The following is a 25,263-nucleotide window of genomic DNA, read 5'->3' as shown; positions in this document are numbered from 1 at the left end:
GGCGGTTCGATATTCGTAGGCGACATACCTTGAAAGGGCACGTTATTCGGCGGTCTTCTTGCCAAATTTGCGTTCAATCCACGGGGCGATTTTTTCTTCGCGGATCTTGCTGGGAGCAAAATCAAGGTTGGCAATCGTATCAAGGACGTGTTCGACCTTGAACGGCAAGGTCGCGTTCGGGCCTTCGATCATGATTTCACCGCTTGCACCTTCCGGGATCGGTTCTGCGAGCGATACTTTTACCCCGCCGACTGAAAGGTCGATGGTCTGGCCGCGGACCGATTTGCCGCCGATTTTGACCGTGACAGCCAGCTGGACATCATATCGCGGATCTTTGCGACGGTTGACTTCCGGGGTGGCTGTACGAACGATTCGAACAAGGCTGGCGCGGAGTTCGGCGATGCTTTCGTCGACTTCCTCGGCGATTTTGTTCATCTGTGCTGCACGTTCGAGGTTGTCTTGTGCCTCGGATGCGACATGGCCGATTTTTTCGGTCACCTCGTTTGAGGCCTCGGCAGTCTGAACGACGTTTCGGGCAATTTCCTGGGTTGCGTCATCCTGCTGGCGTACGTTGACGGCAACGTTGGAGGCAACTTCGTCAACGCGGCGGATGCTTGCTGTCATTTGCTGAACTGTCGAGACAACAGAGCTGGTGACATTCTGGATTTCGCCAAGCTGGCGCGAAATTTCCTCGGTCGATTTGGACGTCTGGTTTGCAAGGTTTTTGACTTCCTGTGCAACCACGGCAAAGCCTTTGCCTGCGTCACCGGCACGTGCGGCTTCGATCGTCGCGTTCAAAGCCAGCAGGTTGGTTTGGGCTGCGATGTCACTGATAAGCTCGGCGACCTCGCCAATCTTGCTGACACTGTCCTGAAGCGAATTAACCGTGTGTTCAGCACTTTCACCTGCCTGGTTGGCTTCGGCGGTCAGTGTGGTGGCTTCTTCGATCTGACGGGTGATTTCGCGGATTGATGCGGCCAGTTCCTCGGATGCACCCGACACGGTTTCCGCGTTGGCCAGGGCTTCGTGTGCGGCTGCGGCCACACTTTCCGAGTTTTCGGAAACGCGTTCGGAGGATCCGGCCATCTCGCCGGCGGCCGAATTCAGGCGATGCGTCTGGTCAATGATGGACTGAACGACTTTCTGAAGTTCCTGTTCGACCGTTTCCGCCAATCCGCGCAGGGCGCCAACACGTTGGGAATTCGCCTTTGCTTCGTTTTCTTCACGTTCGAGTTTCGCATAGCAGAGCCTTGCATGAAGGCCACGAAGCTGCTGAATCGCCGGTTTGAAGTCCGTCACCTTTGGCATGTTGATGACATAGCTGGTGTCGTTGGCTTCAATCGCGTTGAAATGGGTTTCCATCTGTTTAAGCGGTTGCGTCAGGCGACGCGTCATCCAGACGCCATAGGCAATGGTCAAGGCGACCGCGGCAATGAAAATGGCAATCTCGAAGATCACGGCCTTCAGGAAGGCGCCTTCGGCACTGGCAATACGTTGACTTGCGACTTCGTTCTGAACAACCGTCAGGGTGATGACCTGTTGCATCACCGGATCAAGATTTTGATAAAGCTCGTCGGTGACCAGTGCATCAAGTGCGGCCATGTCTTTGGCTACCATGGCCTGACGCAGGCGATCCATCACTCCGTTGGCAGCGGGGAGAAGTTTCTGGATTTCTTGCACAACCGGGGCTTCACGCGGGCCCAGCTCACGCTTTACATAGGTCTCAAGGTTTTCGTTGATTCGCGCTTTGGCTGTGTCGATGCTTTCAATGGCTTGCTGCCAGTCCATGCTGCCAGCGCGGACCTTATGAGAGGCATCAATCACCGACATGGAATAGTCTGATGAAATCTGTTTGAGCAAACGCAACGGTTTGACCCGGTTTTCATACAGGTTTTCCAGATTCTTTTCGGTCTGATATTCGGCGTACAATCCATACCCGCTAAGCAACATCATCAGCAGGATCATTGTCGCGAATGCCGCAGTCAGGCTGCCCCGGATGCTTGACATAAAGCTCGGTGTTTTTGCCTTGTGGGTGATTTCGCCATATTCAAGCGAGACATCCTTGGCCTTTCCGGCCCGCATATTGGTATAGACGCGCTCGGCTGTTTTCTTTTCTTCATCCGTCGGCTTTGTCCGGATGGAGATAAAACCGGCGATTTTGCCGTTTTCGACCGTTGGTGTGACATTGGCACGTACCCAGTAATGGTCGCCGTTCTTTGCCCGGTTTTTGACAAGTCCCTGCCATGGCAAGCCGGCCTTGATCGTCTGCCACAGATTTGCAAAAGCCTCTTTGGGCATGTCGCTATGACGGACAATATTATGGGGAGAGCCAAGCAGTTCTTCCTCGGTAAAGCCGCTGATCTCGACGAAGGACTTGTTGGTAAAGGTAATTTTCCCGCTGGAATCGGTTTTTGAGACAAGGATATCCTTGTCCTTCATCTGAACTTCGCGGTTGGTTACCGGTCCATTGTCACGCATTGTATTCCCCTGGATGTCACAAGTAAGTTCAGTTGGGTCGTGTCCGACTGGAAATCGGGTTGCACTTGATCAGAGGGCAGGGGCAGCTCATCGGCGAAGTGGCGCTTTGAGGTTATCCTTGTCCCACTTTGGCATATGTTTACGTGCGATCTTTGCTTTTCAAGTAACGGTTGCGCATATTTTCGCGTAATTGGTACTGTAAAAATGCCGTGTAAATGTTTGAGATGCATCAAATAACAAGGTGACGCTTGCACTTTTGCAAGGTTTTGAACTGGCAAAATGCCGGCTTAAAATAACGCTGGATTTTTGCATTTGACCGAACTTCGGGTGGATGACGGGTGGAAATGGTCAATCATTTAGCGCGGTCAATGCGTTAAAATCCAAGTCACACATTGATCCGATGTTGTCAGGTGCTTATGTGCTGACTATAAACAGGGCAATTACCGCAACCGTCTTTGGGGACAAAAAGGATTGTTGCGGTTTCTTTCTCGCGAGAATTTTCAGGTCAGATAATCATGGATTACCAAATCGCGCGCCATAACATGGTGGAAAATCAGGTTCGGACCAACAAGGTTACCGATCCGCTGGTCATCGCTGCGATGGAGGAAGTTCCGCGCGAACTGTTCCTGCCTGAAGGCAAACGCGGCATTGCATATGTTGATGAAGATATCCCGGTTGGCGATGGTCGCTTTGCCATGGAGCCGATGGTCATCGCCCGTTTGATGCAGAGCGCACAAATCGCTGAAACGGATGTGGCCCTCGTGATCGGGGCAGGTTTCGGATATGGCAGCGCACTGATTTCGCGCGTCGCAGAAACCGTGGTTGCCGTTGAAAGCAACAAGGAAATGTCCGCAGCAGCCGAAGCCGCGTTCCAGAAGGTCAACTATGACAACGTAATCGTCGTCGAAGGTGATCTTGCCGCAGGCTACGCCAAGCAGGCGCCATACAACGTGATCATTTTCGATGGTGCTGTTAGCGAAGTGCCGGCAGGCATTCTTGATCAGGTTGCCGAAGGTGGTCGTCTTCTGGCGGTTGTCCGCGAAGCAGGCAAGGTCGGTGTCGCACGTCTGTATGAGCGTGAAAACGGCGTTATCGGTCATCGTGATCTGTTCGATGCAAACATTCCGTATCTTCCGGGCTTTGAACCGGCGGAAAGCTTTGTATTCTGATTCTTGAAATTGCCCGGTTCATGCCGGGCATTTCTTTATTTTACGCACATAGAACATATCCAACTGATCAGGGTTTCATGGTTCAGGAACTTTCATGCCGCGATTTGGCGGAACAGCTCGATCAGAAGAAGCCGATTATACTTCTGGATGTGCGTGAAGACTGGGAAGTCGAAATCTGTATGATCGGGGACTCCTTGCATATTCCCTTGTCGGAATTGCCGGGGAGACGGGCGGAATTGCCTGATGATAAACCAATTGCGATCATCTGCCACCACGGGGTGCGCAGTCGCCATGCGGGAATTTTCCTTGAAGAATATGGATTTAAAGATGTTTTTAATGTTACTGGCGGTATAGATGTCTGGGCGCTTGAAATTGCGCCGGATATGACACGCTACGATTGATTGCCGTAACGACCGGAAAACGGGGCGAATACTTTTTTGGGTTCCAAATGCCTCTTTTCTTGGAAAATTTTGTTTCCGTCGTTACCATACGTGAAACTGCGCCGGGGTCGGGACTTGGTGTAGGATTTTACAAGGGTAGATAAATGATAAAACGGTTCTTGCTGACCTGCAGTATTCTGGCGACCGGCGGATTGGTCGCTGGTGGCGCATCTGCAGAAAGTCTTGAGGACGCTCTCATCAAGGCATATCAGAGCAACCCGACACTCGAAGCGGGTCGTGCGTCTTTGCGTTCGACCGACGAAGAGATTTCGGCAGCGCTGTCAAACTGGCGTCCGAGTGTTACGCTTTCTGGTGATGCCGGTTTCCGTGAATACAATACCGAAGTCAACGGATCGGAAACGGAAAACAGTCTGACACCCTATACTGTTGGTCTGAACGTTACCCAGCCGCTGTATCGTGGTGGTCGTACGACGGCCCAGACCGAACGTGCAGAAGCCCGTATCAAGGCAGCGCGTGCGGCACTTCGTTCAACCGAACAGGATGTGATGTTGCAGGTCGCGACAGCCTATTTCAATGTTCTGCGTGACACGGCCGTTGTCGAACTGAACCAGAACAACGTTCGCGTGCTTGAGCGTCAGCTCGAAGCAACCCGCGACCGTTTTGCTGTTGGTGAAGTAACCCGTACGGACGTCTCGCAGGCCGAGGCGCGCCTTGCCGGTGCGAAGGCCGATCTGATTTCAGCCCAGGGTGCACTTGCCAATACGCGTGCACAGTATGAGCGACTGGTTGGCAATCCGCCGACCGATCTCGAAATTCCGAACCCGCTTGCAGGTCTTCCGACCAGTGTGACCGATGTTCTTTCGATCGCGCAGGGTCAGCATCCGGACGTATTGCAGGCACTTTATACCGAAGAAGCAGCCCAGTCGGACATACGTTTGAATGAAGGGTCGCTTTATCCGGAAGTAAACCTGTCGGCAGGTGTCGAACGTGCCCATGAAGGGTCGACCGAAGATTTCACTGCCGATAGTGCCGATATCATCGCATCGGTATCCGTACCGCTTTATCAGAAGGGCGCTGTTTTCTCTGGCGTTCGTGCTGCCAAGCAGACCGCAGGTCAGGCGCGGATCCAGGTTGATGAAGCTCGCCGTGCTGTGATTGAAAATGCAACCAGTGCCTGGGAAACCCTTGTGACGGCACGTGCAAGCATTGAGTCCCAGCAGGCGCAGGTATCTTCGGCGGAAGTCGCCCTGGACGGTGTTCAGCGCGAAGCATCTGTGGGTTCGCGTACTGTTCTTGATGTCCTTGATCAGGAACAGGAACTGTTGCAGGCACGTGTCGATCTTGTCGGATCGCGCCGTGACGCAGCAGTTGCCGAATTCCAGGTCAAGGCCGCGATGGGCGCGCTTAATGCGCAGGTCCTCGGCCTGCCGGTCGAAGTTTACGACACTGAGTCCAACTACAATAAAGTCAAGGACCAGTGGTGGGGAACAGACTGACCTTTTGAATGTTCAGGGCAGGGTGGTCATCATCCTGTCCTGAGCGCGCTTTCGGATCGGTCTGGTTAAATGACACTAGTGCGGAATTTTAATTATGAGTGACGGGCAACAAGAACCTTCAATGGAGGATATCCTCCAGTCCATCCGCAAGATTCTTGCAGATGAGGGGGACGAAGAAAAACAGGAAGCCGCTCCTGAACCCGAACCGACGCCAGAACCCGAGCCGGAACCTGAGCCCGAGCCAGAACCCGAGCCGGAACCGGAAGAAGAAATTGACGAACTCGTTCTTGACGATGAACCCGAAGAACTTGAGTTCGACGATGAACCGGAAGAGCTTGAACTCGACGAGCCTGAAGAAGAGCTCGAACTTGATGACATGCTCGATTTCGATGAGACTCCGCTTGAGGATGACCCGGAACCGTTAGAAGACGAATTCGACGAGCCGGAACCGGAACCCGAGCCTGAACCGGCGATGCCGGCACTTTATGACGATGATGATGACGAACCGCTGATTTCGAACATGACGGAATCCTCGGCGACCGGCACCATCTCGGAACTGGCGCAAGCTGTTGCAAAGAAACGCGCAGTTGCGCTTGGCATCAATGCAGGACATGCCACCCTTGAGGATCTGGTACGTGATATGTTGCGTCCGTTGCTTAAGGAATGGCTTGACGAAAACCTGCCCTATATGATCGAACGCCTTGTGAAGAAGGAAATCGAGCGGATTGTGAACCGCGCCGAAGACCTGTAGGCGAGCCGATAGTTGATTTGAAGCGGCGCGCCCGGGGTGCGCCGCTTTTTCTTTGTATGATTGATTAAACCCGCAGCGGATCAAAAGACCATGTTGGAGAAGACCTACAGCCCGGCCGAAGTGGAAGGCAGACTTTACGATAAATGGGAAAAATCGGGGGCCTTTGCCTGCGATACGGCGTCAAGCGCCAATCCCTATGTCATCATGATGCCGCCGCCCAACGTGACCGGCAGCCTCCATATGGGGCATGCGCTTACTTTCACGCTTCAGGATATCCTGATCCGGTACAACCGGATGAATGGCAAGGATACCCTTTGGCAGCCGGGCACCGACCATGCCGGCATCGCGACACAGATGGTCGTTGAGCGCCAGTTGAGTGAACAGAATGTCACGCGCCATGACCTTGGCCGCGAAAAGTTCGTGGAAAAGGTGTGGGAGTGGAAAGAAAAATCAGGCGGGACCATTACCAATCAGCTGCGTCGTCTTGGCGCATCCCCGGATTGGGACCGCGAACGGTTCACCATGGACGAAGGACTTTCTGCGGCGGTACGCAAGGTGTTCGTTACCCTGCACAAGCAAGGTCTGATTTACCGTGACAAACGTCTGGTCAACTGGGACCCGAAACTGCTGACCGCGATTTCGGATCTTGAAGTTGTCCAGAAAGAGGTCAAAGGCCATTACTGGCATTTCAAATATCCGATCGAAGGCCGCGACGGCGAATTCATCACCGTTGCCACCACACGCCCGGAAACCATGCTTGGCGATACCGGTGTCGCAGTTCATCCCGATGATGAGCGTTACAAGGACCTGATCGGGCAGTATTGCATTCTGCCGATCGTCGGACGTCGCATCAAAATCGTCGCCGATGAATATGCCGATCCGGAAAAAGGGTCGGGTGCGGTGAAAATCACCCCGGCGCACGATTTCAATGACTTTGAAGTCGGTAAACGTGGTGGTCTCGATCAGATCAATATCATGGATGACCATGCGCGCATCAATGACAATGCGCCGGAAGAATACCGTGGTCTTGACCGGTTCGAAGCCCGCAAGCAGATCGTGGCCAAGATGGATGAACTGGGTCTTCTTGAGAAGATCGAAGATACCGTTCACATGGTTCCCTATGGTGATCGTTCCAACGTTGTGATCGAGCCGTATCTGACCGATCAGTGGTTCGTGAATGCCGAAGTGCTGGCAAAACCGGCGACCGAGGCGGTCGAAGACGGCCGTATCCGCTTTGTCCCGAAAAACTGGGAAAACACCTATTTCGAGTGGATGCGCAACATCCAGCCATGGTGCATTTCCCGTCAGCTTTGGTGGGGGCATCGCATCCCGGCCTGGTTCGGTCCAGATGGCGAGATTTTCGTCGAGGAAACCGAAGAAGAAGCAATTGCCGCAGCCAAAGCACATTACGGCAAGGATGTTGAACTGACGCAGGAAACTGACGTTCTTGATACGTGGTTCTCATCTGCCTTGTGGCCGTTTTCGACCCTTGGATGGCCGGAAAAGACCCCGGAACTTGGTAAATATTATCCGGGTGATGTTCTGGTTACCGGGTTTGACATCATCTTCTTCTGGGTTGCCCGCATGATTATGATGGGCATGCATTTCATGGACGGTAAAATCCCGTTCAAGGATATTTATATCCATGCGCTGGTCCGTGATGAAAACGGGCAGAAGATGTCAAAATCCAAGGGCAATGTGATCGACCCGCTGGAAATCATCGACGAGTATGGCTGTGATGCGCTGCGCTTTACCCTGACCGCGCTTGCGGCACAGGGCCGTGACATCAAGCTTGCGGCATCACGCGTTGAAGGGTATCGCAACTTCGCGACCAAGCTTTGGAACGCGGCGCGCTTTGCGGAAATGAACGAATGCAAGCCGGTCGAAGGCTTTGACCCGGCATCGGTCAAATCCACCCTTGCGCGCTGGATTGTCGGAAAAACCGTCGAGGCCGCCAAGGCTGTCGGGACTGGGATCGAGACCTATCGCTTCAACGATGCGGCAAGCAGCGCCTACCAGTTCGTTTGGGGTTCATTCTGTGACTGGTATCTGGAACTGGCAAAGCCGGTTCTGATGGGACAGGACGAGGAAGCCAAAGCAGAAATCCGTGCTGTTACCGCATGGGTTCTTGATCAGATCCTTCTGATCTTGCATCCGGTAATGCCCTATATCACCGAGGAACTGTGGGAAAAGATTTCCGAGAACCGCAGCAAAATGCTGATTTCGGAAAGCTATCCGCAATTCGATGAATCCTTGATCGATCGCGCGGCCGAAGCCGAGGTTGATCTCGCCATTCGTCTGATTGGCAACATTCGTGGTGTTCGTTCTGAAATGAATGTTCCGCCGGCCGCAGAAGTGCCGATCTATCTTGTTGATGCGACCGACGCGATGAAAGCGGCGGTCACTGCACAGGAAGCACAGGTCAAACGTCTGGCACGTGTCGCCGATATTGCCTTTAAGGGGCAGGGCGATGTCGAAGCCATCGCCAAGGGCGCAATCCAGACCGTTGTCGATGGTGTTGCTGTCTTCGTTTCGGTTGCGGACTTTATCGATGTCGCGGCGGAAAAATCGCGTCTCGAAAAGGAAATGCAGGACAAAACGAAGTACATCAAGGCACAGGAAGGAAAACTGTCGAACGAGAAATTCGTCAGCCGCGCGCCTGAACATATCGTTGCGACCGAAAAGGCCAAACTTGAGGAAGCCCGCGATACTCTGGCAAAACTGACAGAGGCCTATGACCGGATTGCTTCGATGTAATCATGCGATTTTGTTGAATGTCAAAGGCCAGCCACAGCGGTTGGCCTTTTTCATTTGGGACCGCTGTTTAATCGAAAGTGACGCAAATTTTTCACCGGACGGGATGCGAATCGCGTAAATTTCCATTCCCTGCCGCGTGCCGGAATTGATGCCCGTCCATTTGCCGGACATTGATCGTATTTCCCGAACGAATGCGTTTTGAATGCTGATTGAAGAATGCCCCTATATTGAGCCTGTCGATGCGTATGGTGCGTTTGCGCCTTATGCGGACAGTCATTTCCTTGATTCCGCTGATCGGGATCGCTTTTCCTATATCGTTGTGTCGCCGCTTCATAAGCTGACGGCGAAAAATGGTCAGGTCACCCTGGACGGGTTTCCATTTCCCGGAAATCCGTTTGATGTGCTGGGGGATCTTCTGGCGCGTTATCCGCAAACCAGACGTGATGATTTGCCACCGTTTCAGGGTGGGGCCGTCGGATATTTCGGATACGAGCTGGCCCATCAGACCGAAACCCTGCCCAAGGCCTCCGATGACTGGTTGGGCATGCCTGATATGGCGGTCGGCATCTATGATCTTGTGATTGCCTTTGATCAGGAAGATCGCAAGATGTGGCTGATTTCAACGGGAATGCCGGAACGTATTGGGGGGGCACGCGCGCAACGTGCAGAAGAACGCATGGGGTTGCTGCGCAAATATCTGCGTCTTGCCAGACCGCTGCATGACAGCCCGGGTGTTCCGCATGCACCAGCGATCCGGAAATGGACGTCAAATTTTGACCGCGCCGGGTTTGAAACCAGTGTGCAAAAGGTCATTGATTACATCTTTGCTGGCGATATTTTCCAGGCAAACCTGTCGCAAAGCATTCGGGCGGAATATCCGCGTGATGCCATCCCTGAACGGTTCGGGCTTTATCGGCGCCTGCGCGATATCAGTTCCGCGCCATTTGGGGCCTTTTTGAATTTTGGTGAATTTGCAGTTCTGTCGAACTCGCCGGAACGGTTCCTTAAAGTAGCCGAAGGGCAGGTTGAAACCAAACCGATCAAAGGAACGCGACCACGCGGAGAAACCCCGCTCAGCGATGCGGAACTTGCACAGCAATTAATGCGATCCCCAAAGGACCGCGCAGAAAACATTATGATCGTTGATCTTTTGCGCAACGATCTGTCAAAGGTCTGCAAACCGCATTCCGTTCATACGCCAGCAATCTGTGCCTTGGAAAGTTATGCGAATGTGCATCACCTTGTTTCGACGGTCACCGGTGAATTGCGTGACGGTAAAACAGCAGTGGACCTTTTGAAGGCAAGTTTCCCGGGCGGCTCGATCACGGGGGCTCCGAAAATCCGGGCGATGGAAATTATCACCGAACTGGAACAGACAACGCGCGGGGCCTATTGCGGTGCGATCGGGTTTATCGGGTTTGATGGCAGCATGGATACAAATATCGCCATTCGTTCGCTATGTGTGAATGGCGGGCGCATGGCATTCAATGTTGGCGGCGGCATTGTTGCTGATAGTGATCCGGCGCTTGAATATGAAGAAACACTGGTCAAGGCGACCAAGATGTTCGAGCTGTTCGGGATCGATGGGCAGGATGTCGCGTCATGATCCTTCTGATTGATAATTACGATTCATTTGTTTTCAATCTGGCCCGCTATATCGAGGAACTCGGTCACAATGTCATTGTGGTCCGCAACGATGAAATTGGTCCAAACCAGGTCCGTAAACTGCATCCCGACGCCATCATCTTTTCGCCCGGACCTTGCGGCCCCGATGAAGCAGGCAACAGCCTGACACTGATTGATACCCTGAAATCGGAATATCCGATGTTGGGGGTTTGTCTTGGGCATCAGTCAATCGCCCAGGTTTTTGGCGGCAAGGTCAAACGTGCCAAGCGCCCCGTGCACGGAATGACATCTGAAATCCATCACAGTGGTACGGAATTGTTTTCGGGATTAAAGAATCCTTTGCAAGTAACGCGTTATCACTCCTTAATCGTTGAATTGCCTGAAGATGGAAGTCTGATTGAACTGGCCCGTGGCCCCGAAGGTGAAATCATGGCGTTTGCACATAAAGATTTTCCGCTGTTTGGTGTACAGTTCCATCCGGAAGCCGTATTGACCGAGCAAGGACATGATTTGTTGGCAAACTTCCTGAAGCGGGCTTCTTCATAAGGTGCAAAAACAGAAGGGACGGCGTGATGCAGGTATGGATGAACGGGAGCTTTCGTGACCTTGACGAGGCATCTATCCCGGTAACGGATCGCGGATTTTTGCTGGGTGACGGTTTTTTTGAAACCATGCGTGCCCACGAAGGCAAGATCGCCTGGATCGATGCCCATATGGAGCGCCTGGACTATCACGCCGAACAAATCGAGTTTCCGGTTGATCTGTTGCCGGCAACCGATGAAGTGGCAAATGTGGTTTCCACCCTGTTTGAACAGATTCATCGCAAGGATGCGGTCGTGCGCCTTACGGTGTCGCGCGGTTCCGGGGAACGGGGACTTTTGCCGCCAGCCGATCCGGATCCGACCATCCTGATTACCGTTTCACCGTTTGAACCCGTCGAACCAGCAGTCGGGATGAAGCTGTTTACGTCCCAGAAGGTACGTCGCAACGCACATTCTGTTGCGGGCGGGATCAAAAGCATCAATTACCTTGATAACATTGCAGCCAAACAGGAAGCGCAATCATATGGCGGTGACGATGCCCTGATTTTGTCTTCGGACGGCAATGTTGCCGAGACCACGGTTGCCAATATTTTCGGAATCAAGGGTGAAACTCTTTGGACACCTGATGAGGATACCGGAATTCTGTGCGGGCTGGCGCGTGATTTCATTTTGGAATGGGCCGAAGAAACCGGCCGAGACGTTGAATTTGAAGCCAAAACACCCGATATGCTCAAAGAATTCGATGCTATTTTTACAGCGAATGCCCTTCAGGGATTGCGGGTTGTTGATATGGTGGACGGTCTTGTGATCGGTGTACCGGCAATGACATCCTTTGCAGAACTTGCTCAAACGGTGGAAACATCGCTATGCGAAAGTATAGTTCTTTAGGGTAAATTAACCCTGCATCTGCATGATCATGGGCAATGACCTGTTACAGGATTGCCTATGACCGCCCAAACCACAAAACCCGCACTGACACTTAACCGGTTTATCGAAGGACTGCGCAAAAACGCGGCCAATGGTAAAACGCCGCATTTGGGTGTTCTAAACATCCCGCCAGACTTGCGTCTTGGGGCCGAAGATTATCAGGCAATCAGCCGTGATGCTTTTCATCACTTGCCCGAAAACACACAGATCCACCGTCTTGAAAACGGGATGGTGGCCTGTGTGCGCGGCACGAAATGGACCGAAGACGATTCCAGTTTTGTCGAGCATGTCCGCGAAACACTTGAAGAAGTGATCGAACGGCAAGGCCTTGGCACGATTCCCAAAAATCTGTGGAGCCGTTTTCGTTGGCCCGAAGATGACGAACGACTGGGCCAATTGCTTGGTATTCCGCTATCAGAACGGCTGATGGGGGATGGCTGGGCGCGTTTCGATATGTCAGAAATGCTGCGCGGCGCGATCACCACAGAAGCCGTGTTTGACTCCTGCCGGCGGCAAGCGATCCTGAGTTTCGATGACACCCGTCGGCAGATCCTTGGTCATGAAATCTATTGTTCGCTTGATTATTTGCGCCAGCACCACCTTGCCAGCTTTTTGCTTGAAGGGCCGGGCGAACTTGAAATCCTGTCGCGGGTGCTTGACGAAAAAGTAATGGAAGTGACGCGGACGATCGCACCGTCGATCCTGCCCGACAAGCTGCATCTTAACATGAGGGTGCAAACTGTTTTGAGCGACACTTTTGCCGAATTCGTCAATCATGACGATGGCAAGCTGATCAAAAACATGGCGATCGAATTTTCGATGGAAAACGCCATTGCCAACTGGTGGGAATTTGAAGATGCCTGTGAATTCCTGCATTCGTCGGGGATCGAAGTCGGACTGGACCGGATCACATTGCCTGCGCTGGAATTTCTGTCACCGCGCAAGATGAATGTCGATTTCATCAAGGTGATCTGGGATCAGAACATCATCGGATCGCGGCGTACAGAAGTCGCCGAACGTCTGCGTGAATTTGCAAGCCTGTTTGTCGAAAGAAGTCTTATTCTGACACGATGTGACAGCCGGACGGCCTTGCGCATGGGACGCAGCCTTGGCGTTGAAGTGTTCCAGGGCAGTTATATTGATGCGATGCTGGGGTCCTATTTGCACCGGGAATGCAAATCAAAACGGCGGTCAACCGACAAACGTTGTGCGGTATGTCAGTGGGCGCCACGCGAAGCGCGCAAGAATGGCTGCAACTTCCATTTCCGAAGCGGAAAACGGCTTGCCGAGGTTTAAATCAACGATTTCCATCGCTTTTTAGATGTTTGACAACCGCGTGGTGCTTTCATAAAGTGCCCGCAGTTGATCAATCATGATTGGCTATGTCGTTAAAACACGGCGCTTATTCTCAGGGCAGGGTGTAAATCCCGACCGGCGGTAATCCAGATTTCTGGGAAGCCCGCGAGCGCCCGACGATCACATGATCTTCGGGGTCAGCAGATCCGGTGAAATTCCGGGGCCGACGGTAATAGTCCGGATGGGAGAGGATAAAGCGTGACGTACAGGGCAAGAACGCATTTGCGTGACTGTTTTGGCGTCTGCCTGCGACCGCGATGTGGCAATTTGCCATAAAGCGGGCCTTTCTTTGTTGCCCTGGTTCGTAAGCCCCATCCGTAGAGGACGGTTATGAATCAGAGTATTGAACCACAATCAGGTCTTTCGATCTTTGGCGATCCGCATGAACGCATGGAACGTGCGCTTGCTGATTTGCGCGAAGGCAAGGGCGTTTTGGTTGTCGATGATGAAGATCGCGAAAATGAAGGCGATCTTATCTTTTCCGCAGAAAATCTGACCAATGAACAGATGGCGATGCTTATTCGCGATTGCAGCGGCATTGTTTGCCTGTGCCTGACCGATGAAAAGGCAACCGCGCTTGATCTGCCACCGATGGTCGCGACCAATACATCAAGCATGGGAACGGGCTTTACCGTTACCATCGAAGCCAAAGTCGGGGTCACCACCGGTGTGTCGGCGGCCGATCGCGTGACCACGGTCAAGACCGCCATCGCCGATGATGCAAAGCCGTCTGACCTTGCGCGTCCGGGGCATGTTTTCCCACTGCGTGCGCGTGCCGGTGGTGTTCTGGAACGGCGCGGCCATACCGAGGGAACAGTCGATCTGATGCGCCTGGCAGGTTTGAAGCCGGCCGGCGTTCTTTGCGAAGTCACCAATCCGGACGGCACCATGGCGCGTCTTCCTGAGCTGATCGAATATGCCCGGTCCCATGACCTGGTTGTGATCAGCATCGAAGACATTGTTGCATACCGCACCGCGATGCAGCAGGCCGCAGAATAAACTGCACAAGAAACCCGTTTTCGGGCTTTGGGTCAGATACAAAAAGGGCAGCGTGCGATACGCTGCCCTTTGATTTTTCGGGGGTATATTCCCCGCGATCAGTCATCAATCATGCACCAGACCGGGGTGTGGTCGGATGCCTTTTCCTTTCCGCGCGGGTCGCGATCAATATCGGACGCGCTCAGGCGATCAGCGGCAGCCGGGGTCAGCAACAGGTGGTCAATGCGAAGACCATTATCCTTGTTCCAGGCTCCCGCACGGTAATCCCACCAGCTATATTGGTGTCCTTTCGGGTTGAATGTCCGGAAGGCGTCGGTAAAGCCCATATTCATCATCGTGCGCAGCCGTTTGCGTTCAACAGTGGTGCACAGGACGGTTTCGCGCAATTTGATCGGATCGTAAACGTCGGCATCATCCGGTGCGATATTGTAGTCGCCCCCCATGACGGCGGCTTCGCCACTGGCGCGGATTTTTTCAAACCGCTTGATCAGTCGATCGAGGAAGTTGAGCTTGTAATCAAATTTCTCGTCCCCGACTGCGGTTCCCATCGGGACATAAATGGATGCCACCCGAACTGGGCGGGGCGCACAAACAGTGGCTTCGATATAGCGCGCCTGTTCGTCATCATCATTACCAGGAAGACCGCGTTCGACATCCTCGATCGGATATTTCGACAGAATGGCAACCCCGTTATAGGTCTTTTGGCCATGGATCGCGATGTTGTAACCGAGATCTTCGATCTCCATCGCCGGAAAGGCTTCATCAACTGTCTTGGTTTCTTGTAACAGAACCACATCAGGTTTCGCGTCGCGCAGCCATTCAAGAATGTTGGGCAGACGGGCCTTGATCGAGTTGACGTTCCATGTGGCGATTTTCATTCGGGCCTCGGTTCTTTTGAGTGTCAGGTTGTTGTTCAAACAAAACGGGGTCCGAAAGTAACGGACCCCGTTTTATAAATCGTTTTTCCGATCCGGATCAAATTGAGAAACTTGATCCGCAGCCGCAAGACGATGTGGCGTTCGGGTTGTTCACACGGAATGCTGACCCGACCATTTCACGGACGAAATCGATTTCGGCACCGCCCAGAAGATCAAGCGATACTTCGTCAATTACCATTTTTGCACCGTAATTTTCGAAGATGCAGTCTTCGTCCGTGGTGTCAGAGTCCAGCGAGAACTCATACTGAAAACCACTGCAACCGCCGCCAGAAACCTGCAAGCGCAGCATGGTGTTTGCCGCACCTTCCGATGCGATCAGTTCCTGAATACGTTTCGCAGCACTTTCAGTCATTTGAACTTGCCGTGAAGCTTCGGTCATTCAACACTCCTTGGTCTTAGACCTGCCCGCAGACGGGCAGGAATAGTTCCGATCTTATGGCGTTATAATAGCACGGTCAGATCGCAGTATTTAAGTCACTATTTAGCGCGCATGGCTGAAATGTCAAAACCTGTAATCACTCTAATCAAGGGTGACTTGCGTTTTGGGGCGAAATGGCTCAAAACAGGCGCCAGTCAAAAGGCCCGCTGGGTCAAAACCAGAAAATGCAAAGTTCAAAGTCATGAATGTTTTCAGCCTGTTGAAAAGCGACATCGAGAACCAGCTTCTCGCCCTTGAAAAAGATGGTGTTCTTCCCGCCGGAAGCGACACTTCTCGTGTGACGGTGGAACCGCCGCGCGATGCGTCTCATGGGGATGCGGCCACCAATGCCGCCATGTTGCTGTCAAAGGCCGCTGGTATGAAACCGCGTGATCTTGCTGAAAAGCTTGCTGAAAAATTGCGCGAGATCGACCATATCGAAAATGTCGAAATCGCCGGGCCGGGCTTTATCAACCTGCGAATGGCGGACCGCTTTTGGTTGTCACAGGTTTCCAAGGTGCTCGAACTCGGGACCGCGTATGGTCAAAGTGATCTGGGCAAAGGCGAAAAGATTAATGTCGAATATGTCTCGGCAAACCCGACCGGGCCGATGCATGTCGGTCATTGCCGTGGCGCTGTTGTGGGTGACGTTCTGGCAAACCTGCTGGCCAAGGCCGGCTATGCGGTCACCAAGGAATATTACACCAACGATGCTGGCGCACAGGTTGACGTTCTTGCCCGGTCCCTGCATCTGCGTTACCGCGAGGCGCTTGGCGAAGATATCGGCGAAATCCCGCAAGGCCTGTATCCGGGCGACTACCTGGTTGAGCCGGGCCAGAAAATGGCAAAGCGTGACGGCGACAAGTGGGTAAATGCACCCGAAGAAGAATGGCTTGAGGAATTCCGTGCTTTTGCCATCGTCGAAATGATGGCCCTGATCAAGGAAGACCTGCGTCTTCTTGGCGTTTCTCATGACGTGTTCACATCCGAGGACGGGTTGGTTAAAGCCGGCAAGGTTCAGGCGGCTTTCGAACATCTTGAGAAAAAAGGCGACATCTATGTCGGTGTTCTTGAACCGCCGAAAGGCAAGAAACCCGACGATTGGGAGCCGCGTCCGCAAACATTGTTCCGTGCGACCGATTTTGGGGATGATGTTGACCGTCCGCTTAAAAAGTCGGATGGCAGCTGGACCTATTTTGCATCTGACATTGCCTATCACTTTGACAAGTATGAGCGCGGCTTCAACCTGATGATCGACATTTTCGGTGCCGATCACGGTGGCTATGTCAAACGCATGAAGGCCGCAACCAAGGCGATCACCGGTGGCGAGGGCGACCTTGATGTCAAACTGTGTCAGTTGGTCAGTCTGTTTGACAACGGCGAACCGGTAAAAATGTCAAAACGTGCTGGCACGTTCGTCACCCTGCGTGACGTTGTCGAACGCGTTGGCAAGGATGTCGTGCGGTTCATCATGCTGACCCGTAAAAACGATGCCGCACTTGAATTCGACTTTGCCAAGGTGACCGAGCAGTCAAAAGACAACCCGGTATTTTATGTGCAATATGCCCATGCGCGGGTGAATTCGGTGTTCCGTCAGGCTGCCGAAGCATTTCCGGATCAGGACTTCTCGCCGGAATCCTTGATCAATGCGGATCTGAGCCAGCTTTCCAGTGACGAAGAAAAACTTCTGGTCCGTCGTATGGCGGAATGGCCGCGTATTGTTGAACAGGCTGCCGTCGCGCACGAGCCGCATCGAATTGCCTTTTTCCTGACAGAAATTGCAGCAGAATTCCATGCATTGTGGAACAAGGGACGTGACAACACGGCGCTGCGCTTCATCGTTGCGGATGATCTGGCAGCGACTCTGGCACGTCTTGCAATGATCCGTGCGGTTGCGACCGTGATCGCATCGGGTCTTGAGGTGCTTGGCGTTAAGCCTGTCGAGGAGATGTAAGATATGAACGAAGAACACGGACGTGGCCTTCATGCAGAACGCGCAACCCACTATCGGGCTGAAAAGCCAGCGCGCAAAAGCATGCTAAAAGGGGCGATTACCGTGTTCTTCGGTCTGGCTGTGGTGGCAGGCGGGCTTGGCGGTGCCGGGTACTGGTTCTATCACCAAGGGCAGCCGATCCAGGATGATGGCAAATTGCCAATCCTTTTGCCTGACCCGTCGCCGATCAAAATCCGCCCCGATGATCCCGGGGGGATGGAAGTGCCACATCGCAACACCACGGTTTATGATCAACTCAATGACGTTGATCCCGATGCGAATGTGGTTTTGCAGGAACTTCCCGATATGCCGCGTGCCCCGGAAGTCACGCGATCCCAGCCAGCGACCGGTGAGACCGTTGAGGAACCCGTCGCCGACAATGCGCAATCAGAGACGGGTGAGGGCGGCGATAGCCCGACTGTCGAAGGGAACGCAGTGTCTGCGTCCAAGGACGCAACGCAAACAAATGATGCCCCCGCCGCGGAGCCAAGCGTAAATGCGCCAGAAATTTCCGAGCCGGAATTGACAGATGCGCAAAAGGCAATCGCCGCAGCAACCGCGCGCGAAACCAAAGCAGCACCTGCCAAACCAGCGTCTGGCGACACGCCAGCATCGGTAAACGCGGTTTCGACGAATGATTTTCGCATTCAGCTGGCTTCGGTGCGCGATGAAAATGGCGCGGCTGCTGAATGGAAAAGATTATCATCGAAAAACAAAGACTTGCTTGGTAGTCTTCAGATGTTCGTGCAGCGTACGGATCTTGGTGACAAGGGCGTATTCTATCGCTTGCAGGCAGGGCCAGTGGCCGATGCAACTGCGGCAGAAAAGCTGTGTGGTGATCTGAAACAACGCAATGTGGGGTGCCTCATTGTCCGGCCTTGAAGTCAAAAAACCGCGCGCCTGTATTCTGGGTGTTGCCGGGACCGAGTTAAGCAACTGGGAAAAGGGATTCTTCCGCGAAGCTGATCCCTATGGCTTTATTCTGTTTGCTCGCAATGTCGAAGATCGCAACCAGATCCGTGCTTTGACGTCCGCATTGCGTGATACGGTTGGAAACAGCAATATTCCGATCTTTGTCGATCAGGAAGGCGGGCGCGTCATGCGTCTGAAGCCGCCACATTGGCGCAAAATACCCGCGGCTGGCGTGTTTGGGGAACTTTTTGATCGAAACCCTGAAGACGCGCGCGAGGCGGCCTATATCAATGCACGTCTGATGGCAATGGATCTGCGTGAGGCGGGCTTTAACACAACCTGCGCACCGGTTCTTGATTTGCGGTTTCCTGGCATGAGTGACGTTGTCGGCGACCGGTCTTACGGCGCAGATGTCACAAAGGTGGTTACACTGGCCAGTGCGGTTGCGGCAGGTTTGCTTGACGGGGCAATCGCGCCCGTAATCAAACACATTCCCGGACATGGCCGGGCCGCTGTTGACAGCCATAAGGACCTGCCGGTCGTATCGGCATCGCACGACACCCTAAGCCAGCTTGATTTCGCGCCGTTCGTACAGATGAAAGATGTGTTGGCGGCCATGTCGGCGCATTTGCTGTTTACAGCGATCGACGATCAGCGACCGGGGACCGTTTCCCCGAAGGTCATCAATGATGTCATCAGAACCGAAATCGGGTTTGAAAATCTGTTGATCAGCGATGATTTGTCCATGGAGGCCCTTGGCGGGTCGATTGCCAGCCGCACCCATGAATGTCTACATGCCGGATGTGATATCGCACTTCATTGCAACGGCAAACGGACCGAGATGGAAGAAGTGGTTTCCATGGCACCGCTGCTGTCCGGTGCGGGATTGGTTCGCGCGCAAACATTTACCAACCAGATTGCCGCATTCAAACCCGACGTGCCGTCATCGACACAGGTTATGGATTGGCGGGTCCGGTTGGCGGACTTGCTTGCACCGGTTTGGCAGGCCGAGGACACAGCCAAGTGAACGACATTGTTGAATTGATTGTATCGGCATCAACCTGGGTAATCCCGGTTTTGCTGGCGGTGACGTTGCACGAGGCCGCACACGGGTTTGCCGCCAAGCTGTTCGGGGATGATACCGCGCAGCGGATGGGACGGCTTAGCCTGAACCCGATCCGCCATATTGATCCGGTCGGCACCATTTTGATTCCGGGGCTTTTGCTGATAACGGCCGCACCATTCCTGTTCGGCTATGCCAAGCCGGTTCCGGTGGCATTTCACCGCCTGCACCCACAACGGCTTGGCATCATTGGCGTGGCGGTTGCCGGTCCGGCAACGAATGTGTTGCTTGCCATTGTCTCGATCCTTCTTCTGGTGTGGTTGCCCGACTTTTCGCCATCAATCAATCAATGGCTTGGTACCACGCTTAACCAATCGATTTGGCTGAACTGCATTCTTGCGGTTTTTAATATGTTGCCGATCCCGCCGCTTGATGGCGGGCGGGTTCTGACGGCAATTTCCCCGATGCCGGTTGCACGGGTCTTGGCGCGTATGGAAAAAACCGGCATGATCATTTTGATCGGCTTGGTCTTTTTGCTGCCATATGTGACCAGCAAGCTTGGGGTTGACCTGCCGATTTTTCAGTGGCTGGTGCTTGAACCGGCCAATGCGCTGGTACGGCTTCTGGCAAATATTTTCGCCTGATACAGGATCAGCGAAGGACAGGGGACAGTCAGGGACAGATGGCAGACCAATTCGAATTGGAAATCCCGGACGAGGTGTTTGACAAGAAGCCTGTCGATGAAGACGGGCCGAGCCTTGCCGAACGCCTGATCCTTGATCTTGACGGGTTTGAAGGCCCGCTTGACGTTCTGCTTGAACTTGCGCGTGATCAGAAAGTCGACATCATCAAGATTTCGATCCTTGCGCTGGCCGAACAATATCTTGAATTTATCAGAACCGCACAGGGTTTGCGTCTTGAACTGGCGGCAGACTATCTGGTGATGGCGGCCTGGCTTGCCTATCTGAAATCGCGGTTGCTGCTGCCCAAGCAGGAAAATGACGACGAAGAGCTAAGTGCCGAAGAAATGGCAGAGCTCCTTGCATTCCAGCTCAAACGGCTTGAGGCAATGAAGGCCGCGGGCGAAAAGTTGCTTGAACGTCCAAACCTTGGCCGTGACTTTTTCGCGCGCGGTGCCCCGGAAGAAGTACGGGTCACCACGGCATCTGTCTATGACGCGTCGCTTTATGATCTGTTGAAGTCATATGCCCGCATCATGCTGACATCCGAAAGCAAGACACTCGAAATCGAGGCATTCGACCTTTATGCGATGGATGATGCCATTCAGCGCCTGCGTGATCTGTTTGGTCGACGCGTCGTGCCGACATGGACCAAATTGCTTGAATTCATGCCACGCGGCCTTGGGTCACCTTTGAAAGCGCGATCGGCACTGGCCGCGCATTTCGTTGCCAGCCTTGAAATGTGTCGCGATGGCGAACTTGAAATTTCACAAGAAGAAGTCTTCGGGCCGATTTTGTTACGCTCGCCGCAAAAGCGCCGTGACGGGGATATGGACAGACCAATTGCGTCAGACGACGATTTGATTCGGGATTGAGGGGCAGGGATATTTGATGAGCAATGACGCACAGCTTGAAATCCAGGGCGTTGAAACAGCACCCGACATTGATTTCCAACATGTCCGTATTGTCGAGGCCGTCCTGTTTGCATCAGCCGACCCGGTCAGCGAACGCGTGATTGCCGCCCGACTGCCAGAAGGAACGGACGTATCGGCCATTCTGGCGACCTTGTCGGAAACCTATGCTGCGCGCGGGATTAACCTTAATCGTGTCGGCGAAAAATGGGCATTCCGAACCGCCGTCGATCTTGCCGGTGACCTTCATATTGAAGTCGAAAAAGCCAAAAAAATGACACGCGCGACGCTCGAGACGCTGGCGATCATTGCCTATCACGAGCCGGTAACCCGTTCGGAAATCGAAGAAATTCGTGGCGTCGCCTTGTCCAAGGGCACGCTTGATATCCTACTTGAAGCGCGCTGGATTCGTCCGCGCGGGCGTAAACGCGTGCCGGGCCGTCCGGTTCTGTGGGCGACAACTGATGATTTTCTTGATCATTTTGGTCTGGAAAGTCGCGATGACCTGCCGGGGCTTGCCGATCTCAAGGCTGCCGGGTTGCTTGACAGCCGGCCGGGTATGGGACGTTACGGTGCAAGTTCAGATGACGATGTATTGCCAGATCTGGTCGATGATGGCGAAGTGACCGATGCGGTCGTTGAGGAGGCGCTTACGACGCGCAACCTCGAAGATCTTGATGAAACGATTTATTCCGACAATCCCAACCTGCTTGATGATGCGGAACGTTCAGCCACCAAGTCATCTGCTGATGATGTTGATTCCCCGGATGATGATCTGAATTGATCCATCTGCTTGCATCCTGCGGGCGGGGACCTTAAATTTCAGAAAGATTTCGCCAATCATTTGCATCTTTGGGTGCATGGCCACTGCAACAAGAAGAGAATTTGAATGACCGACGGCCTTAAGATGTCGAACGTCTCGCACATGTTCGGGAAAAACCGGGTATTGCGGGATATCAGTTTCGATGTCGCCCCTGGGGAATTAGTCTGTCTGTTGGGACCGTCGGGCTGTGGGAAAACGACCGCACTTCGACTTGCCGCCGGACTTGAAAAATTACAGGTCGGCGAGATTTCGGTCAGTGATCAGGTGGTTGCACGCCCCGGTGAATATGTCGAACCCGAAAAGCGCGGGGTTGGCATGGTCTTTCAGGATTACGCCCTGTTTCCCCATTTGAATGTTGCGAAAAACATCGCCTTTGGGCTGCGTCATTTTTCCGAACAGGATCGGTCAACTGCTGTCAAAAGGGCGCTTGATCAGGTCGGTATGTCCGATTACGAACATGCCTTCCCGCATGAATTGTCAGGTGGTCAACAGCAACGCATTGCGCTTGCGCGGGCATTGGCACCCACACCGCGCATCATGTTGCTTGATGAACCGTTTTCCGGACTCGATGTCGCGCGTCGTGCTGACTTGCGCGATACGACACTACACGTTTTGAAAAATGCCGGTATTGCGACGGTGATGGTCACCCATGATCCGCAAGAAGCCATGTATATGGCGGATCGCATCATCATCATGAATGAAGGCCAGATCATGCAGGACGGCACGCCGGAAACCCTTTATTTCCGTCCTGAAAGCCGGTTTGTCGCGTCCTTCTTTGGTGAAGTGAACCATTTTCCGTCCGTTGTTGCCAATGGCAGTGTGAAAACCCCGGTCGGGGTGCTTGACGATGTCGGCCTTGCGGATGGTACGGATGTTGATGTGCTGATCCGGCCCGAAGGGCTTCATATCGGTGATGCGGTCAACGGTCATGACATTCTGGCCAATGTTGATGCCGTGCGCGCCCTTGGCGAGGTCAATCTGATGCACCTTACCCTGCATTCCGGCGGTCATATCCATGCCCGCGTGCCGCGGCGTTTTTCGACATTAAATCAGAAATCTGTCGCCATAACGCTTGATCCCGAGATGACCTTCGTGTTTCCTATGTCGTGATAAGACGAACTGCCGGGTTGACAAAAATCAAGGCAGGCTGTCGGATCAGGTATAATTAACAGGTGTATGTGATCACGGTTATTAACCCAACCGTCGCATTGCACAGTGGGGGGCTTTCTGCCATTATCCGAGCATATCGCCGGAAGGCAGAATGGATCTTTGGAGATTGAAGTTATGGGTATTGGCGTTTGGCAAATCGTTCTGATTCTTGCGATTGTCCTGATCATCTTCGGTGCTGGTAAATTGCCGAAAGTGATGGGTGACATGGGCAAAGGCATCAAGAGCTTCAAAGCGGGCATCAACGAAAAAGAAGAAGATGCAGCCGCATCGGCCAAGACCATTGAAAACACGACCTCTGCATCGGTTTCATCCGAGAGCAAAGACAAGGATTCCGTGAAATCCTGATCGTCTGTCGGATTTCCTTCAGATAGGCGTGTCAAATGTTTGATATCGGCTGGACCGAAATGGCTCTTGTGGCCGTCGTCGCGTTGTTCGTCGTCGGCCCCAAAGAGCTTCCTCATCTTCTTTACAAGTTGGCGGGCTACTGGAAAAAAGTGCGTGGCATGGCGCGCGAGTTCCAAAGTGGCATTGATGACATCATCCGCGAGGCCGAACTCGATGATCTGCGCAAGCAGGTCAGCAGTGCGCCGACCAGTGGATCCGACTTCCTTGAAAAAAGCATTGGCGCTCCCAAAGGCGACGAGAAGGCAAAAGACACCAAGGCAAAACCGGCCGATGCCAAGGCAGACACAAAGTCTGAACCCAAAGCGGATGCCGAAAAGCCTGTTGCCAAATCTGCGGCTGGAGAGAGCAAAAAGAACGACCACCCGGAGAGCCAGGCGTGAACATGCAATCGCATGACAAACAGATGCCAATCATGGAGCATCTGATAGAGCTGCGGAACCGCCTGACCTGGGCGGTTCTGGCTTTGTTTATTACCTTTGCGGTTTGCTATTATTTCGTCGAGGACATTTATGGTTTCCTCGTCAGGCCACTGGCAAACGAGATGGGCCCGGATCGCCGCATGATCTATACGGCGCTGACAGAAGTGTTCTTCACCTATGTCAAAGTGTCCTTCTTTGCGGCCTGTTTTGTTTCTGCACCGGTATTTCTGGGGCAGTTGTGGGCCTTTGTCGCCCCGGGGCTTTATAAAAACGAACGGTCGGCATTTTTGCCGTTCCTGTTTGCGACCCCGGTTCTGTTCCTGATGGGCGGAGCGCTGGTTTATTACTTCATCATGCCGCTTGCCTGGAAATTCTTCCTGAGTTTCGAGCATGCGGGCGACGGATCGGGACTTGCCATTCAGCTTGAAGCCAAGGTGGGCGAGTATCTGTCGCTGGTCATGAAGCTGATTTTTGCGTTCGGACTTTGCTTTCAGTTGCCTGTTTTGCTTACGCTTATGGCACGCGCGGGCATTGTGACGGCCGACGGATTGGCACGGCGGCGCAAATATGCGGTTGTGATCGCGTTTGTGTTTGCGGCAATTTTGACGCCGCCTGATCTGATTTCCCAGGTTGGTCTCGGCATTCCGATCATTATTCTTTATGAAATTTCGATCGTCATGGCGCGGATTTCCGAGCGCAAGAAGCGTCAGGCAGCCGAAGACGATGACGACGATGAAGATGATCCGTCAGAAGATGAGACGTCCGAAAATGCGCAAGAAGGCACGGATGACAGTGTGGATGAGCAGGCGGCCGCCGCGGCATCTTATGATGACGGCCAGGCATCCTTGACAGACACGTCATCAGCAAAGCCTTCCTCCCAAATTGCGGGACCATCGCAACGTGGTGATGGTGAAGACGATTTCAATAACGCGCGCTAGTTGGAATTGTGATCCCGAAACGTCTGATTTGGTGGGGTGGACCTTGTGTTCACCCCATCGTATAAAGCCACAAATATTTGACTGACAGGGT

General features: G+C 53.3%; 23 protein-coding genes and 1 riboswitch. Of the genes, 20 read left to right on the top strand and 3 right to left on the bottom strand.

Annotated elements, in window-relative coordinates; all coding sequences use genetic code 11:
* Positions 1 to 42: 42 nt before the first annotated feature.
* Entirely contained in the window at positions 43 to 2,478 is a 2,436-nt protein-coding gene (locus AUQ42_RS11105; protein ID WP_068519143.1) for a methyl-accepting chemotaxis protein, read from the bottom strand.
* Positions 2,479 to 2,993: 515 nt separating this feature from the next.
* Here AUQ42_RS11105 and AUQ42_RS11100 point away from each other — a divergent pair.
* From AUQ42_RS11100 to ribB, 10 genes are all read left to right on the top strand, one after another.
* Entirely contained in the window at positions 2,994 to 3,647 is a 654-nt protein-coding gene (locus tag AUQ42_RS11100) for a protein-L-isoaspartate O-methyltransferase (RefSeq protein WP_068519142.1), read from the top strand.
* A 77-nt stretch (positions 3,648 to 3,724) separates the two neighbouring features.
* Positions 3,725 to 4,048 carry a rhodanese-like domain-containing protein gene (locus tag AUQ42_RS11095; RefSeq protein WP_068519141.1) on the top strand — a complete coding sequence of 108 codons (324 nt, stop codon included), beginning with the start codon at positions 3,725 to 3,727 and terminating at the stop codon, positions 4,046 to 4,048.
* Between the two features lie 143 nt (positions 4,049 to 4,191).
* On the top strand, positions 4,192 to 5,544 hold the full coding sequence (locus AUQ42_RS11090) for a TolC family outer membrane protein (RefSeq protein ID WP_068519140.1): 1,353 nt from the start codon (positions 4,192 to 4,194) through the stop codon (positions 5,542 to 5,544).
* 121 nt (positions 5,545 to 5,665) lie between these two features.
* Positions 5,666 to 6,295 carry a DUF2497 domain-containing protein gene (locus AUQ42_RS11085; RefSeq protein ID WP_068519139.1) on the top strand — a complete coding sequence of 210 codons (630 nt, stop codon included), beginning with the start codon at positions 5,666 to 5,668 and terminating at the stop codon, positions 6,293 to 6,295.
* 90 nt (positions 6,296 to 6,385) lie between these two features.
* The gene (locus tag AUQ42_RS11080) at positions 6,386 to 9,052 is read left to right on the top strand and encodes a valine--tRNA ligase (RefSeq protein ID WP_068519138.1); all 2,667 of its coding nucleotides are present in this window, start codon (positions 6,386 to 6,388) and stop codon (positions 9,050 to 9,052) included.
* Positions 9,053 to 9,254: 202 nt separating this feature from the next.
* Positions 9,255 to 10,658: an aminodeoxychorismate synthase component I gene (gene pabB, locus AUQ42_RS11075; RefSeq protein WP_068519137.1), complete on the top strand. Its 1,404-nt coding sequence runs from the start codon at positions 9,255 to 9,257 to the stop codon at positions 10,656 to 10,658.
* The gene (locus AUQ42_RS11070; protein ID WP_068519136.1) at positions 10,655 to 11,224 is read left to right on the top strand and encodes an aminodeoxychorismate/anthranilate synthase component II; all 570 of its coding nucleotides are present in this window, start codon (positions 10,655 to 10,657) and stop codon (positions 11,222 to 11,224) included. The genes pabB and AUQ42_RS11070 overlap by 4 nt, the downstream gene beginning before the upstream one ends.
* 38 nt (positions 11,225 to 11,262) lie before the next feature.
* Entirely contained in the window at positions 11,263 to 12,108 is an 846-nt protein-coding gene (locus tag AUQ42_RS11065) for an aminotransferase class IV (RefSeq protein WP_231856742.1), read from the top strand.
* Between the two features lie 57 nt (positions 12,109 to 12,165).
* The gene (locus tag AUQ42_RS11060) at positions 12,166 to 13,443 is read left to right on the top strand and encodes an EAL domain-containing protein (RefSeq protein WP_068519134.1); all 1,278 of its coding nucleotides are present in this window, start codon (positions 12,166 to 12,168) and stop codon (positions 13,441 to 13,443) included.
* A gap of 104 nt (positions 13,444 to 13,547) precedes the next feature.
* A riboswitch (FMN riboswitch) is annotated at positions 13,548 to 13,700 on the top strand.
* A gap of 133 nt (positions 13,701 to 13,833) precedes the next feature.
* Positions 13,834 to 14,502 (top strand): 3,4-dihydroxy-2-butanone-4-phosphate synthase, encoded by a 669-nt coding sequence (gene ribB / locus AUQ42_RS11055; protein WP_068519133.1) that lies wholly within the window; start codon positions 13,834 to 13,836, stop codon positions 14,500 to 14,502.
* A 98-nt stretch (positions 14,503 to 14,600) separates the two neighbouring features.
* Here the strand turns inward: ribB and xth are convergent, their stop codons facing one another.
* Positions 14,601 to 15,380, bottom strand: coding sequence for an exodeoxyribonuclease III (gene xth / locus AUQ42_RS11050; protein WP_068519132.1), 780 nt, complete (start codon positions 15,378 to 15,380; stop codon positions 14,601 to 14,603).
* A 97-nt stretch (positions 15,381 to 15,477) separates the two neighbouring features.
* On the bottom strand, positions 15,478 to 15,819 hold the full coding sequence (erpA, locus tag AUQ42_RS11045) for an iron-sulfur cluster insertion protein ErpA (protein ID WP_068519131.1): 342 nt from the start codon (positions 15,817 to 15,819) through the stop codon (positions 15,478 to 15,480).
* Positions 15,820 to 16,060: 241 nt separating this feature from the next.
* On the opposite strand from erpA, the gene argS reads away from it, so the two are divergent.
* The 10 genes from argS to tatC all read left to right on the top strand — a co-directional run bounded on the left by argS (position 16,061) and on the right by tatC (position 25,172).
* The gene (gene argS, locus AUQ42_RS11040) at positions 16,061 to 17,812 is read left to right on the top strand and encodes an arginine--tRNA ligase (protein ID WP_068519130.1); all 1,752 of its coding nucleotides are present in this window, start codon (positions 16,061 to 16,063) and stop codon (positions 17,810 to 17,812) included.
* 3 nt (positions 17,813 to 17,815) lie between these two features.
* Positions 17,816 to 18,733, top strand: coding sequence for an SPOR domain-containing protein (locus AUQ42_RS11035; RefSeq protein ID WP_068519129.1), 918 nt, complete (start codon positions 17,816 to 17,818; stop codon positions 18,731 to 18,733).
* On the top strand, positions 18,705 to 19,790 hold the full coding sequence (nagZ, locus tag AUQ42_RS11030; protein ID WP_068519128.1) for a beta-N-acetylhexosaminidase: 1,086 nt from the start codon (positions 18,705 to 18,707) through the stop codon (positions 19,788 to 19,790). Before AUQ42_RS11035 ends, nagZ begins: the two co-directional genes overlap by 29 nt.
* On the top strand, positions 19,787 to 20,470 hold the full coding sequence (locus AUQ42_RS11025; RefSeq protein ID WP_068519127.1) for a site-2 protease family protein: 684 nt from the start codon (positions 19,787 to 19,789) through the stop codon (positions 20,468 to 20,470). Before nagZ ends, AUQ42_RS11025 begins: the two co-directional genes overlap by 4 nt.
* A 38-nt stretch (positions 20,471 to 20,508) precedes the next feature.
* On the top strand, positions 20,509 to 21,381 hold the full coding sequence (locus AUQ42_RS11020) for a ScpA family protein (RefSeq protein ID WP_068519126.1): 873 nt from the start codon (positions 20,509 to 20,511) through the stop codon (positions 21,379 to 21,381).
* Positions 21,382 to 21,397: 16 nt separating this feature from the next.
* Positions 21,398 to 22,201: an SMC-Scp complex subunit ScpB gene (gene scpB, locus AUQ42_RS11015; RefSeq protein WP_068519125.1), complete on the top strand. Its 804-nt coding sequence runs from the start codon at positions 21,398 to 21,400 to the stop codon at positions 22,199 to 22,201.
* Positions 22,202 to 22,306: 105 nt separating this feature from the next.
* Complete coding sequence (locus AUQ42_RS11010; protein ID WP_068519124.1) at positions 22,307 to 23,350, top strand: ABC transporter ATP-binding protein; 1,044 nt, start codon at positions 22,307 to 22,309, stop codon at positions 23,348 to 23,350.
* A gap of 105 nt (positions 23,351 to 23,455) precedes the next feature.
* Positions 23,456 to 23,755 carry a twin-arginine translocase TatA/TatE family subunit gene (gene tatA, locus AUQ42_RS11005; protein ID WP_318271661.1) on the top strand — a complete coding sequence of 100 codons (300 nt, stop codon included), beginning with the start codon at positions 23,456 to 23,458 and terminating at the stop codon, positions 23,753 to 23,755.
* A 35-nt stretch (positions 23,756 to 23,790) separates the two neighbouring features.
* Positions 23,791 to 24,195 carry a Sec-independent protein translocase protein TatB gene (tatB, locus tag AUQ42_RS11000; protein ID WP_068519122.1) on the top strand — a complete coding sequence of 135 codons (405 nt, stop codon included), beginning with the start codon at positions 23,791 to 23,793 and terminating at the stop codon, positions 24,193 to 24,195.
* 2 nt (positions 24,196 to 24,197) lie between these two features.
* Positions 24,198 to 25,172 (top strand): twin-arginine translocase subunit TatC, encoded by a 975-nt coding sequence (gene tatC, locus AUQ42_RS10995; RefSeq protein WP_082817823.1) that lies wholly within the window; start codon positions 24,198 to 24,200, stop codon positions 25,170 to 25,172.
* Positions 25,173 to 25,263 lie beyond the last annotated feature (91 nt).

Source organism: Thalassospira sp. MCCC 1A02491, assembly GCF_001613785.1.
Lineage (GTDB): Bacteria > Pseudomonadota > Alphaproteobacteria > Rhodospirillales > Thalassospiraceae > Thalassospira > Thalassospira povalilytica.
The sequence above is the reverse complement of the archived record's forward strand: the minus strand, read 5'-3'. Positions and strand labels throughout refer to the sequence as shown.